Origin of the sequence: Hadarchaeum sp. (SeqCode) (genome assembly GCF_049969415.1) — an archaeon.
Classification (GTDB): domain Archaea; phylum Hadarchaeota; class Hadarchaeia; order Hadarchaeales; family Hadarchaeaceae; genus Hadarchaeum.
Map to the genome: position 1 here is coordinate 1 of NZ_JBMFOX010000029.1, position 12188 is coordinate 12188.

The 12188-nt window shown below is 54.8% G+C and carries 18 protein-coding genes; 8 read left to right on the top strand and 10 right to left on the bottom strand.

The window, feature by feature from the left end; all coding sequences use genetic code 11:
• Window positions 1-136 precede the first annotated feature (136 nt).
• Together ACP5PX_RS06250 and ACP5PX_RS06255 are read right to left on the bottom strand one after the other, a co-directional pair.
• The gene (locus tag ACP5PX_RS06250) at window positions 137-373 is read right to left on the bottom strand and encodes a hypothetical protein (protein WP_428085087.1); all 237 of its coding nucleotides are present in this window, start codon (window positions 371-373) and stop codon (window positions 137-139) included.
• Complete coding sequence (locus ACP5PX_RS06255; protein ID WP_428085054.1) at window positions 301-588, bottom strand: hypothetical protein; 288 nt, start codon at window positions 586-588, stop codon at window positions 301-303. Before ACP5PX_RS06255 ends, ACP5PX_RS06250 begins: the two co-directional genes overlap by 73 nt.
• A gap of 130 nt (window positions 589-718) precedes the next feature.
• Here ACP5PX_RS06255 and ACP5PX_RS06260 point away from each other — a divergent pair, with 130 nt between their 5' ends.
• Window positions 719-994 (top strand): hypothetical protein, encoded by a 276-nt coding sequence (locus ACP5PX_RS06260; RefSeq protein ID WP_428085056.1) that lies wholly within the window; start codon window positions 719-721, stop codon window positions 992-994.
• On the opposite strand, the gene ACP5PX_RS06265 is transcribed toward ACP5PX_RS06260, so the two are convergent.
• Window positions 991-1386, bottom strand: coding sequence for a proteasome assembly chaperone 4 family protein (locus tag ACP5PX_RS06265; RefSeq protein ID WP_428085058.1), 396 nt, complete (start codon window positions 1384-1386; stop codon window positions 991-993). The two genes, ACP5PX_RS06260 and ACP5PX_RS06265, sit on opposite strands and share 4 nt — an antisense overlap.
• 124 nt (window positions 1387-1510) lie before the next feature.
• On the opposite strand from ACP5PX_RS06265, the gene ACP5PX_RS06270 reads away from it, so the two are divergent.
• Window positions 1511-1993, top strand: a complete 483-nt coding sequence (locus ACP5PX_RS06270) for an adenosine-specific kinase (protein ID WP_428085060.1) — start codon at window positions 1511-1513, stop codon at window positions 1991-1993.
• 23 nt (window positions 1994-2016) lie between these two features.
• Here the strand turns inward: ACP5PX_RS06270 and ACP5PX_RS06275 are convergent, their stop codons facing one another.
• From ACP5PX_RS06275 to ACP5PX_RS06285, 3 genes are all read right to left on the bottom strand, one after another.
• Window positions 2017-2997, bottom strand: coding sequence for an NOG1 family protein (locus tag ACP5PX_RS06275; RefSeq protein ID WP_428085062.1), 981 nt, complete (start codon window positions 2995-2997; stop codon window positions 2017-2019).
• A gap of 77 nt (window positions 2998-3074) precedes the next feature.
• On the bottom strand, window positions 3075-3926 hold the full coding sequence (locus ACP5PX_RS06280) for a stage II sporulation protein M (protein WP_428085064.1): 852 nt from the start codon (window positions 3924-3926) through the stop codon (window positions 3075-3077).
• A gap of 152 nt (window positions 3927-4078) precedes the next feature.
• Window positions 4079-5023: a DUF1152 domain-containing protein gene (locus ACP5PX_RS06285; RefSeq protein WP_428085066.1), complete on the bottom strand. Its 945-nt coding sequence runs from the start codon at window positions 5021-5023 to the stop codon at window positions 4079-4081.
• A 106-nt stretch (window positions 5024-5129) separates the two neighbouring features.
• Here ACP5PX_RS06285 and cca point away from each other — a divergent pair, with 106 nt between their 5' ends.
• Window positions 5130-6515, top strand: coding sequence for a CCA tRNA nucleotidyltransferase (gene cca / locus ACP5PX_RS06290; protein WP_428085068.1), 1386 nt, complete (start codon window positions 5130-5132; stop codon window positions 6513-6515).
• A 187-nt stretch (window positions 6516-6702) separates the two neighbouring features.
• Here cca and thpR read toward each other — a convergent pair whose 3' ends face one another.
• Window positions 6703-7263 (bottom strand): RNA 2',3'-cyclic phosphodiesterase, encoded by a 561-nt coding sequence (gene thpR / locus ACP5PX_RS06295; RefSeq protein WP_428085070.1) that lies wholly within the window; start codon window positions 7261-7263, stop codon window positions 6703-6705.
• A gap of 114 nt (window positions 7264-7377) precedes the next feature.
• On the bottom strand, window positions 7378-7824 hold the full coding sequence (locus ACP5PX_RS06300) for an Hsp20/alpha crystallin family protein (RefSeq protein ID WP_428085072.1): 447 nt from the start codon (window positions 7822-7824) through the stop codon (window positions 7378-7380).
• Window positions 7825-7927: 103 nt separating this feature from the next.
• On the opposite strand from ACP5PX_RS06300, the gene ACP5PX_RS06305 reads away from it, so the two are divergent.
• Both ACP5PX_RS06305 and queC read left to right on the top strand, forming a co-directional pair.
• Window positions 7928-8332 carry a winged helix-turn-helix domain-containing protein gene (locus ACP5PX_RS06305; protein WP_428085074.1) on the top strand — a complete coding sequence of 135 codons (405 nt, stop codon included), beginning with the start codon at window positions 7928-7930 and terminating at the stop codon, window positions 8330-8332.
• 64 nt (window positions 8333-8396) lie between these two features.
• On the top strand, window positions 8397-9047 hold the full coding sequence (gene queC, locus ACP5PX_RS06310) for a 7-cyano-7-deazaguanine synthase QueC (protein WP_428085076.1): 651 nt from the start codon (window positions 8397-8399) through the stop codon (window positions 9045-9047).
• A 14-nt stretch (window positions 9048-9061) separates the two neighbouring features.
• On the opposite strand, the gene ACP5PX_RS06315 is transcribed toward queC, so the two are convergent.
• Window positions 9062-9493, bottom strand: coding sequence for a PPC domain-containing DNA-binding protein (locus tag ACP5PX_RS06315; RefSeq protein WP_428085078.1), 432 nt, complete (start codon window positions 9491-9493; stop codon window positions 9062-9064).
• A 92-nt stretch (window positions 9494-9585) separates the two neighbouring features.
• Here ACP5PX_RS06315 and ACP5PX_RS06320 point away from each other — a divergent pair, with 92 nt between their 5' ends.
• Window positions 9586-10809, top strand: a complete 1224-nt coding sequence (locus ACP5PX_RS06320) for an acyl-CoA synthetase FdrA (RefSeq protein WP_428085079.1) — start codon at window positions 9586-9588, stop codon at window positions 10807-10809.
• Window position 10810: 1 nt separating this feature from the next.
• Here ACP5PX_RS06320 and ACP5PX_RS06325 read toward each other — a convergent pair whose 3' ends face one another.
• On the bottom strand, window positions 10811-11392 hold the full coding sequence (locus tag ACP5PX_RS06325; protein ID WP_428085081.1) for a MarC family protein: 582 nt from the start codon (window positions 11390-11392) through the stop codon (window positions 10811-10813).
• Between the two features lie 192 nt (window positions 11393-11584).
• On the opposite strand from ACP5PX_RS06325, the gene ACP5PX_RS06330 reads away from it, so the two are divergent.
• On the top strand, window positions 11585-11809 hold the full coding sequence (locus ACP5PX_RS06330) for a hypothetical protein (RefSeq protein WP_428085083.1): 225 nt from the start codon (window positions 11585-11587) through the stop codon (window positions 11807-11809).
• Window positions 11802-12188 (top strand): hypothetical protein (locus tag ACP5PX_RS06335; RefSeq protein ID WP_428085085.1); only part of this gene is annotated, 387 nt, incomplete at its 3' end. The genes ACP5PX_RS06330 and ACP5PX_RS06335, both read left to right, overlap by 8 nt.

Below are 12188 nucleotides of genomic sequence, written 5' to 3' on the forward strand. Positions count from 1 at the left end.
TTACTTTTTAAATTTTTTATCTTTTTCGCATCTTCCGAGGCCCTTAACGGACTTTTGACGGTAGAATAGTAAAATCCAGCAAGAAAAGACACGAAAAGAGCAATCGTAATTATTCCTAGAATAGCTATTTTTCTTTTCATAGAATAACCCCAACAGCATCGTAATTTTCTTTCTCCCCCCTCAGATACTGCGCCAGCTTTACCGGCTCCTCCCTTATCGCCGTCCTTATCTTGGAGTGCTCGCCATATTTCTTTATCCTCTGGTGTTCAATCCGTCTGTCGAAAAGCTCATTGATCGCCTTTATCCCTTCCAGAGCCCTATCGCCAGCCCGAGGAGGAAGGCCACCGATGAGTAGGGCAGCACGTTGAGCCACCCGCTCCCCGCCTCGTAGAGCTTGGGAAGGATCTCCATGGCCTTGTCAAACAGATCATGGAAGCTCAGGCTCAGCGCCCCGGTGGCGACGAGGACGATGATGAGTGCGATCAGGAGCACCATGAGGTTGAAGGCCTTTTTAACGATGGCCCCGACCAGCAGGCCGATGATGAAGGATGCGATGATGGGCACCAACCAGGCAATCTCCGCGGGCATCGTCGTTTTCCCACCGTTAACCCTTCCCACGCCATTCTTTTAAACCTCTTTCCCGATGTCCTCCAGCGCGACTTTAATGGGCTCCGGGTTAAAGCTAAGAGTTCAAAAAGTTAACTTCATTCGTGGCCGTATGAGAAAATTCATCCCGACCATTTCAGCGCTGGTTCTAGCCATCCTCGCCTTCTTCTGCCTGACCTGGGGTTTCTACTACGAGTGGCCCGACTACGTGCACGTGGATTACGGAGTTCCCCTCACCTGGGCCACCCACACCTACAGCACGATAATTGGGCCGCCGGCAGCTCCCTGGAGGGTCGACATCTCGGCCCTGCAGATGGACCTCATTTTCTGGCTCGGATTGATCGTGTTGGCGACCTTCGTGGGAAAAATTTTAGCCAGATCGGATTAGGGCACAGTTTTAGTTTCACGGTTTTTCAGCACGGTTATCGCTTTTTCAACCACCCGTTTGGCATTTTGCATGAGCTTCTGGATATCGGTCTCGCTAGCGTTGCTCAGATGGATGCCAACAGATACCACGACGACGCGGTTCAGTTCTCTGGCCAGTTCCTCCGAAGCTTCCTTGGCGATCTCGTCGTCCTTGTGCCCCACCAAGGTGAAGGTTGATGAGGTGGCGCTCAGCCTAGCGGGATTCTTGAGGCTGGGCCTTGGAATTGCCACCGCCACCGACCCCACGTGTGGCCGGTTTCCCCCAGATATCACCGCCACGAGGTCTTTCCCGGCAGGCAGGAGAGAAAGCAGCACCCGATGTTGCCCTCTGCCGGCGCTGAGGCTGATTTTCATCTTTCCCCGGCATAATGTTCGGCTGGCGAGATATTTAGTGATTTAGGGATGAGGCGGTTTTCGGGGGACTCAGGACATTTTTAAGAGCAGGACGATAGAGATTAGTTTGACCGGGGGAGAGCATTTGGAGCTAAAAATAGTGCAACTGGTTCCTCCTCAGGGCTGCAACCTGATCCTCGCTCAGTCGCACTTCATCAAGACGGTTGAGGATGTGCACGAGGCGCTGGTGACTTCCATCCCGGGCCTGAAATTTGGCCTGGCCTTCTGCGAGTCAAGCGGGCCCTGCTTGGTCAGGCACAGCGGCACAGATCCGGAACTCGAGGAATTTGCGGCAAAAAAGGCGCTTGAGCTTGGAGCCGGACACAGCCTCTTGATCTTGATTAAAGACGCCTACCCGATAAATGTCTTAAACAGGATTAAGGAGGTACAGGAGGTCTGCTGCATTTTTGCCGCCACCGCTAACCCGTTGCAGGTCATTCTGGTTGAAACCGAGCAGGGCCGCGGAATTCTGGGTGTCGTGGACGGATTGAAGAGCAGGGGAATTGAGGCCGAAAAAGACGTGGCCTGGCGAAAGGAGTTCCTCAGGAAGATTGGCTACAAGCTTTGAATTTTGCCCTTGGCGGACGTGGCCTAGACCAATTCCTGTTTTAGGGTATCAACACCCTCTCCAGTGTTTGCGGTGAGAAATAGGATGTCAGGATGTGTTTTCCGCAGTTCGATTATTTTTTCCTCGTTGAGTAAGTCGGTTTTGTTTGCCACCACTAAAAATCTGGTCTCGGGGAAAGACTTCCTCAGGTCCTCCAGAAGGCGTAGTTGGTCCTCAAGCTGATAGCCACAGGTCTCGGAGGGGTCGATGACGAAGACGATGGTCCGGGCGAGGTTTTTCAGGGCCGTGATCGCCTGCCGCTCGGCCTTGTTTCTCTTTTCCAGGGGCCGGTCCAGCAATCCCGGAGTGTCGACGACCTGGTAGCGCTGGTGCCCGTGTTCGAAATAGCCCAGTTGCAGCCCGGTGGTGGTGAAGGGATAGGGGGCGATTTTTGGGGTGGACCCCGTCAGCGCCTTCAGCAGGGTCGATTTGCCCACGTTGGGATAGCCTGCGATGACAATGGTCGGCATGTCAACGTAGACATCGGGCAGGTCCGAGAGCTTCTTGGCGGCCTCTTTCAGAAAGATTAGGCTGCGGTCCAATTTCTTCAGCACCGAGGAAACCCTGCCGTAGGCCTGCCGGCGCACGGCCGCGGCTTCAGCCGGATATTTGATGAGCTTGAGCCTTCGGAGCTGTTCCCGCCTGATTTTGTCCACGACCCTGGCGCCGCCGCTGATCGCGCCCAGCGCCTTCCTCAGCTCGTCGATGCCTTCAATGGCTTCCACTAGGTCCCGGTAGAACGGAGGGAGGTTGGCCAGGGAGGGGAAGGCGGCGACTATCTCCTTGAGGTGCTCGGCCACCGTCGTCGTCGCTATCGTTATGCGCTGCCGTTCCCTTTCAATGGCTACCTCTCGCGGTGTCCCCTCGGCTTTGGTTGCCCCCTCGGCTGCCCTTTTGAAGGCGAGGTCGATTAGTTCCCTTGCCGTCAGCACGTTGGGCAGCTTTCCCAGAGTTATCTTCTCCATGATTATCAAGCCTAGATTTCATCGCGGTTAATAATAACTGCAATGCCGTCTTGATTTTGGCGATAGCAGCGTGCGGATCAGATTAGCAGCCCCAGCCACGTCAGCAGGGAGAATATTATGAAGGTCAGCAGTGGGAGGTGGCTCGGCTTCCATCTTCCCCTCGCCGGCTCCCTGACTTCCTTCAGCACTACCGATATCTCGCCAATCATGCCCGAAAATCCCGCTTTTATGACCGAGGCGAAGAACAGCATCGCGGCGGTGATGAGAAGAATTGCCAGAAACGGCGAGAACAGAAACAAGGCGCTGGCGCTCGGTGATAGGTAGGCCTCGATCGGAGCTGCCAGAATTATCAGAATTGAGCCCAGAAGGATGAGCGCGAGATAGTCGATTAGACGCTGTTTTGCAGCAGCCATCTTCTTCCGGGTAATTTTTACTTTCCCTGTTTTCAGGAGCTTTCCCAGAGTTTTCCACAGGTCCCAACCGAGCCGCAGTGAGGCCGCCCCGATGACGAAGGCCCCGGTGAGCTCGAGCGTCCCGTGGAGAAAAATGACCGCCAGGAACGTCAGCAGGACGATCGGGCCGTAGAGGTGATAGTTGTATACTAGGGCCAAACCGATCTGTTGGCCGGTCATAAGGATGGAGGCGGTACTGGTGTAGAACGGAAAGGTTGCCGCGTAGATGCCGGCGACCCGGATGTTGTTCGACCAGTAGAATTTTGTCCTCGACCATTCGTCCATCACGGTAACATTTTCCAACAGGTTGTCATATCTCTGGACCTCGGGAAGATTGAGGAACTGCTCGCGGTCGAATGCCAGCAGAAAGTAGGCGGTGCTTAGAAACATGATTATCAGAAAGGCTAGTGTCATGAAGCTGATGGCCGGCGCATTCCTGCTCAAGGCCCCGGTGAAAGCCCGTTGGGAGTTGCTCATGGTGATCAGAAGTTACTTGGTTTGATTGCCTAATAATCGCTCGGTATAAGCGGCGGGACCGCGGCCGTGGACAGCGTGGTGGAGTCTTGGTTTCACGCCTTGGAATTTTTCCCAAATTGGACCCGTTTTTCAGCGGATCAGGAGGAGAGCTTCTACTTCAGATACCTTTTCCAGGCGAAGCTTCTTTCAAATTCCAGCTCGCTGGGCAGATTCGCCCGCTTCAATATCTCGTTGGCCTCGTCCAAGCTCGTCGTTGAGGCCAGGTCCTTCGCCACCTTGTTGATGTGTTCATAGACGATCTTGGTATCTAGGTAAAAGGTGAGCGCGGACATCGGGGTCACCATCACCTTACAGCGGCCCCCGCGAATCTCCACTTCTCCGGTAAGTCCACGCGCGGCCTTCACGGCGAGCAGGCTAGACTCGGTCTTGGTCTCAGGTATCACCTTTTCCAGGATCTCGATGTCCTCGGGGGTGAGGCACCGGGCACCGAGCAGCCCACCGTAGCTGGCAATCTTCGCCAGCTGCCGGTTGAACTCGTCAAGCGTCAGCTCGCCGTCCATGCAGCAGCCCAGGACGCCCAAGACGGTTGGCACCTCGAGGTTGGCCATCGCCGAGAGCATCATGCTGTCGGCGAGCATGCTGTGAAGCCCCCTTTCCGAGCCGCTGCCGAGGACGTCACCACCGACATCTATGCCCACGAAGAGATCGACCCCGAGTTTTCTCATAGCCCCGTTAAGGCCCGCGACGACGCCCTTTACACCCTGGTTCAGGTCGATCAGCACGGTTTTCTCCTGAAGGACCTCGGCAACGGCGGATTCGGTGAAGCGGACCCCCTTGGTTGTCCTCGTTCTCCCGTTGGCCAGACCCACCGTGGGCGAGAGCAGTTCTATGTCGACTATCTCCTCCATCTTCCTCGGGCCGGGCTCCGGGTCGTTAACGTATCGCTCCCAGGTCAGCCCGCCGAGTATGGTTGGGATTCCAAGCCAGCGGAGGTAGCGCGAGGTGGGTATGGCGCCGACGACATCGCCGCCTCCCCCGATCCCGACCACCATCGCGTATCGCGATTTTTCGACCAAAGATTCAAACGATTTCTTCATGCCTCTTCCCTTTTGTTTTGATTTTCTAGTATAAATCAGGTTCCAGTTGGTTGCGGCTGATGGCGCTAACAATTTATTTCGCCCCAGTGAATCAGTCTCGGGGAAAATGTCCGAGATTCTGGCAACGGTCCTTAAGCGGGTCAAGCCAACCGCGGCCGACATAAGGCTCGTGGACGAGGTGGCTTCGGAGGTGATTCGCCGGACCAGCGAGGCCATCTCCAAGCTGGGATTCACGGCCAAGCCCATGCTCGTCGGCTCGGTGGCCCGGGGTACTTGGCTCCGCCAGGACCCGGATATCGATGTCTTCATTCTCTTTGAGGAGACGCTCACCCGCGAGGAGCTGGAGCGGAGAGGTCTGGCGGTGGCGCGGGAAGTGGCCGGTCCGGCGGGTGAGGAAAAGTTTGCCGAACACCCCTATGTGACGATGAAGTTTCGTGGCCTCGATATAGATCTGGTCCCTTGCTTTGACGTAACCGACCCCAAGATGATCAAGAGCGCGGTTGACCGGTCGCCGCATCACCAGCGCTATGTCAAGTCAAGGCTCACACCTCAGCTGGCCGACGAGGTGCTGCTGCTCAAGCAGTTCGCCTCTGGCAGCGGGGTCTACGGGGCCGAGCTGAAGAAGCAGGGATTTTCCGGTTATCTCTGCGAGCTCCTGATTCTCCACTATGGCTCCTTCAGCCGGCTGGTCGAGGAAGCGAGCAAGTGGGTGCCGGGCGAGGTTGTGGACATCTTATCCTATTATCCGGAAAAGTCGGAGGCGAGGCTGATCTTCGAGAACCAGCCCCTTGTGGTGGTGGACCCGGTCGATCCCCACCGCAACGCCGCCGCCGCGGTTTCGTTGCAGAACTTTTCCATATTTGTCCGTGCCTGCCAGGATTTTTTGGATAAGCCCGGCCTGAGGTTCTTCTTTCCGAGGCCGGTGAGGCTGCTGACGCCCGCGGGACTGGGCAGAATCCTGAGGAGGCGCGGGACAAAGCTTTTCTGCATCGTTTTCCGTTCGCCACTGGTGGTTCCGGACGTTCTCTATCCTCAGCTCCGCAAGACGGAGCGGGCCATCGTGACCCGGCTGGTGCAGGAGGGGTTTGAGGTGTTGCGCAGCGATGTCTGGTCCAACGCCAAATCCGTCATTCTCGTCGAGCTGAGCGTATCCAAGTTGCCCGGAGTAAAAACGCGCGTGGGACCTCCGCCGAACATATCGGCCAAGGATTTCGTGCAGGAGCATCTCGGCTCGGGGAAGTGCTTGGCCGGGCCGATGGTCGACGCGGCGGGAAGGGTCGTGTTTGAGGTCAAAAGGGAGTGGACGGATGCTTTAGCGCTAATTAAAGACACGATGGCCCAGCGCATTTCCTTTGGAAAACACGTCTCGGAATCCATCGCCCAGGGCTATCGAATTATTGAGGGAGAAAGTCTGAAGAGGCTCCTTAGGGAGAGGGGCTTTAACGAATTCCTCGCTGAATACCTGACCCGAAAACTGCCCTGGTATCGATGAGAGGAGACCGGGAAACTCGGGAAACCAGATTTAGCACACGCAAGGCTTCTTCAATTTTGGCGCATCGCTGTTTGACGAGCACGCTGTGGTTGTTGTTACCGTCCGATGGTTCGTGGTGAAAAAATTTGGCCCAAGGGTAGGTGTGTTGGGCTCCGTTTGACCTTTTTTTAGTAGCAGGCCGCCTTTATCAATCCTCTAGTTCCACCCGCGTCAGAGTGCTGTAAATCGGGCCCTTGGGGGTAAGCACACTTTTCTTCAGCTCCACGGCGGAAACAGGACTGGTGCCAAAGCCAACGGCGGATTTTTCCCTGATGAAGCTGGCCAGCTTTTCCTTGTTCCTTGCAGATTTCACCCGGGCAATGGTTAGGTGCGGAACGAAGTCGCCCTCTGGGCGGAACCCGATTTTCTGCAATTCTTGCTCTACCTTTTTCTGCAGGAGCAGTATCTCTTCCTTTCCCTTTTCTATTCCGGCCCAGATAACCCGGACGTAGTTTAAATTCGGAAAGGCCCCGATACCCCTGACCTCGAGGTTAAACTTTTTAGACCCCTTAGCGGCCCTTTTGAGCCCTTCGCTGACTTCTTCGACTTTTTTGTCCGGAATCTCCCCGAGGAACTTTAGGGTTACGTGGATGTTCTGAGGTTCCACTAACTTGAAATCGCCTCCGGTGTCCTTCAGCTGGCTCTGGATGTCGACCAGCTTCTTCCTCAGCTGCTCGTCGATGTCAATGGCGATGAAGGCGCGCGGCATTTGTCCAACCTGCCCCTGTTTTAGTAATGGGTAGAAGAAACAGGTTAAAATAACTGTTTGCCGCGCCGAGCGACTCAAAATACCGGTTTCAAAAAAAGAAAAAGGGAGAAAGGATTACTGAACCTTCACTTCGAAGCCTCTTTTTGTCTTTTCCGCCTTAGGTATCTTTATCTCGAGGATGCCGTTGTTGTAGGTGGCGGTGGCCTTTTCTGGGATTACCCTGCAGGGCAGCTGCAGGTAGCGGTAGAATCCCCCGTAGCTTCTCTCCATTTGCTGGACACCCGCCGTCTCCGCCTTGGATTCCTTTTTCCTCAGCACTTTGATCTCGAGGCTGTCCTCGGTGACGTTGAGCTTGATGTCCTCCTTATCCACTCCTGGAAGCTCTGCCCTGAGGGTGACGTTCTCTTCGTCCTCCCAGAGATCGATCAGCGGTTCTCTCCAACCCATCCACGTTGGGGTTCTCGGCGTGACGAACATCGGCCTCGCAAAGAAGTCTCCGAACATTCGGTTGATTTCCCGCTGCATTCTCCTCATCTCGTCGAAGACATCCATCCAGAACATGGCCCTCACCTCCGCTAATTAATTTGTTTTATGACAATTTCAAGTAGTTATTGAAACATTAAAGTATTTAAATTTAACGGTCGTATATTATACCGGCGAGAACGTGAATGAGATCACGATCCGTGGGATGAAGCAGCCGGCGAAGAGCACGCTGGAAGGCGATTTGAAATGGTTCTGCGAATCCCTAGGGCTGCTCGGCGTTAGGGACAAGTCGGAGACGGCATTGAAGATATTCCGAGCGCTTTTAATCGAGTCAAAGAAGGGTCCGGTGACGATAGAGGCCATTTCAGACCACGTAAATCTGAGCCGGACCGCAATCGTCCACCATCTAAATCGGATGAGGAAGGCGGGCGTGGTTCTGAAAGAGGGGAACCGGTGGGAGCTTAGGTCGCATTCGCTTCAAAAAATGGTGGATGAGATTGAGCTGGACATTCAACGCGTCCTAAAATCCGTTCGGGAGATAGCCGAGGATTTGGACGCTCTCCTCGACCTCCCCGTCCGCAAGTAGTTTAACCAGCGTCTGGTGGTTTTTCAAAACAATTTATTTGCCTTCAGGGTCAAGTGAGGATGGTATGAGAGCCGTCTGTCTTCTCTCAGGTGGCCCTGACAGCGCCGTGGCCGCAGCGGTGGCGAAAAAGGAGGGTTACGAGCTTTACTGCCTGTCCTTTAATTACGGTCAGCTCGCCTCCAAAGAACTGGAGAGCGCCAGAAAAATTGCTCGCGCCTTGGGGGCCAAGGAGCACCGCGTGGTTGACATTTCCTTTCTCAGGGACCTGTATGGCCCGGGTGTAACCGCACTCACAGATAGCGGCATGCGGATGCCGGGGCAGTTTGATCCGAGCATCATCGTCCCCTTCCGGAACGGCGTGATGCTGGCGATCGCGGCCGCATATGCGTCATCCATCGGCGCCGAGGCCATCTTTTACGGCCCTCAACTGGATGACGCCAGATTTTACCCCGACTGCCGGAAGGAGTTCGTCTCGGCCATCTCCAAGGCGATAGCGCTGGGCACCGAGTCAAAGCTTCAGGTTAGGAATCCACTTGCTGATTTGAGCAAGGCCGAGGTCCTGAAGCTGGGGATTGAGCTTGGTGTGCCCTTGGAGCAGACCTGGAGCTGCTACCGCGGAGGGGAAATTCATTGCGGGCGATGTGAGTCGTGCCGGAATAGGAAAAACGCTTTTCGAGCGGCGGGAATACCTGATCCCACCAAGTATGCGGAGTGAACGTCCGGGCAGTCCTATGTTTTGAGACTCCAGAGCGACAGCCCGGTGGTCGGATCGTGCTCTCTTTCAAGCCTTTTCCCGATTAGCTCCAAGAGGTGGATTTCGGCCGCGAAGACGGTGGCGCTGACGAGGTGGCCGGCTATCGTCCTTCCCCTCTCGTCGGAGAGCACGGCATGGACGTGCGCAAAAGGACGGCCGTCTTTCATGGAGACGTTTCCCCAGGCGCTTGAGATTTCCAGCGGTTTCTTCAACACAATTTTTTGATACTCCTGTTTTTCGTGATCATAGTATGCGATGGTGGTGTCATCGACCGCCCCGATAACCGAAAGAACGGCCATTTTTATTTTCTTCATCTTGGCGAAATCGGTTATAGAATCGATGAGTTCGGAATGGTAGTCGGCCCGGCACAAAAACATCCTGCCAATCCGGTAATGCAACGATTTCATCTCTAATCCCCAAACCATTCTCTCATCGGTTTAAGATATTTTCTTAGGGTCTGGTGTTTAAATTAGCCGGATAGAATTTTGTTGGGTGCCGAATGGTCGAACTCGCAGTTATAACCGCTTCAGGTCTTCAAGCGTTAAAGGAGTCCCAAGAGGCCATCAGAGCGGGAAAGAGCGTGGTGCTTTTGGGCGGGGGGCTGTCCTTAACTGAGGAGTTAGATCTCAAGGCAGCCGCCGCGGAACGAGGGCTGCTGTTTCTAGGACCAAGTTGCGGCACCTCAATTCTGAACGGTGAGGGATTTGGTATTTGGAATAAGGTGCGGAACGGGCCCATAGGGATCGTCGGTACCTTTGGCAGCGGCATCCAGCAGATCGTCAGTTTAGTCGACAATGCTGGCGTTTCCCAGGCGCTTTGCGTTGGTAACAGAGATCTCTCCCAGCGCATTAACGCCCTAGGCACGTTGTCCGCCCTGAAATTTCTGGAAGAGGACCCCAGCACGGAGGTGATTGTCTTGGTTTCCCGTGAGCCCGTCACCAGCGTGCAGAGGCGCGTGCTGGACGCCGCGGTGGCAACGGGAAAGCCCACCGTGGTGTGTTTTTTAGGAGGTAAAATGACTACCACCCAATCCGGCCTGATGTTCGCGGACACTTTGGCGGAGGCCGCTTGGCAGGCACGGGCCTTGGCCGGAAAAGCGAAGCCGGGTGACTCGCCCGCCAAAATGTCGGAAGAATACAGAAAGATTGCCGAAGCCGAGCACAGCGGATTTGGCTACGGACAGAAGTTCATCAGAGGACTTTATTCCGGCGGGGCCCTTTGTACCGAAGCCATGTTGATTATCAGAAGATACTATGCGACCGTTTACTCAAACATCCCGCTGGAGCCTAAGCTCAGATTGCCTGATCCCTATTCCAGCAAGGGGCATGCTTTTGTTGATTTTGGTGCTGAGCCCCTCTTTATCGGAAGTCATCCTGCGGTGGACCTCGCCCCGCGTTGCGAGCGGCTGCTGAAGGAGGCGAGAGATTGGGAGACCGCGGTAGTTTTGTTTGACGTTTTGCTGGGCGTGGGGGCGCACCCCGATCCGGCAGGAGATTTGGTACCGGTCGTTAACCAGGCAAAGGGGATCGTGGAGGAGTCGGGCGGCTATCTCAGCGCCGTTGCCTGTGTGATTGGAACCAAGCAGGACCCGCAGGGATTTGAGAAACAGGTGAGACAACTCGAACGCGCAGGAGTTTTGGTGATGGGCTCTAACGCCCAGGCGGCAAAGATGGCCGCATTGATAGCCTCTGGTGGCAAAATCTGGAAAGACCTGGCCCGTTGAGTTAAGGTATGAGGAAAGCCGTCTTGATTCCCGAGATGATCAGTTGGATGGCAAAGGCGGTCAGCAAAAGCCCGGTAACTCTGGAGACGATGTCGGTGCCGGAGGTTCCAATGACACGGCTGATGTGCCCGGAAAACCAGAGGATTATCCAGCTTGCCATCAGTGAGATCAAGGCCGAGATCGAGGTTATCAGATAACCGTGTTGCTGCACGAAGATCATCGTGGTTACGATCACACCCGGCCCGGTGAGCAATGGGGTCGCCAGCAGGGTGATGGCCGGAGAACTCTCACCCTTTCCGCTGATCGACAGCGACAGCATCAGCTCGATTCCGAGGATGGTCAGAACTAGGCCGCCGGCGATGCTCAGGGAAGCAAAGTCGATCATGAAGATATCGAGAAGAAACTGGCCGAAAAAGAGAAAGGCAAAGAGAACGGCGCCGGCGGTCACTATCGCCTGTGTGGCCGCAGCGAGCTTCTGTTTTGGATTCATGTACTTGGTCACCGCGAGAAATATCGGTATGCTGGAAAATGGCCCCATGATCACGAAGAAGGTAAGCGCCGATTTTATTATCTCCTCAATCATGCAATCACACCTAAATCGACTTGGGTGGTTAAATATTGTCAGGGGGCCTTTTTTTACGGCGCGGCATAAGGTAGGGGCTCCTCCAACCGTTTTAAAAATTAAGTTGAATGGCCTGACCGGATCGTTAATTTTTTCTTTTTTAAAAAATGGGCCCCAAATGCTTGTCGGGTTATTCTGGAGTTGCTGTTAGCCTTGATCGCCGTAGCGTGGCAGATTGGGCAGGCGATTCTTGAGAGACGCCTCAATCGCGAAGGAAAGGTCCCCTCGCTGCTCAGATTGTTATTCACGGCCGAGATTGAGGTACTCCGCGCGCTTAGGGCGGAGCTAAAGGGTTCAAATTTTCCTGGAGATGAGACCAGAGCAACGAAACTTTTCCAGGTGGAGCAGAGGCTGAGGGAGCTGGGCGATTATGGCTAGCGAGCTCAAGTTTGAGTCCCTTCTGGCTGATCTGGATAGAATCTTGGAATTGAGCCCGGATGATTTCGCTAAAGCGGCCAGACTTATGCGAAAGCTGGATTCGGATTTGGAACGGCTGCTGGAGGCGGCGAGGATCGACGAGGGGCATAGAAAGGGCTTGTTCAAAACAGTGGCGTTGGTGAGGTCTTCAGCGGCGAAATTGTTTCAATCACTTGGTAACGCCAAAGGTGGCGGGCAGTTTCGGGAGGACTGGCGGCGCTTTGCCCGCAATGATTTTCTAGAACTGAAGGAGGACCTTATGGCACTTAGAGAACTTTTGGTCGAAAACGCCGATTTTTTCAGAATCGCCTGTCTCCGGGAAAGAATCGGTGAACTGGCG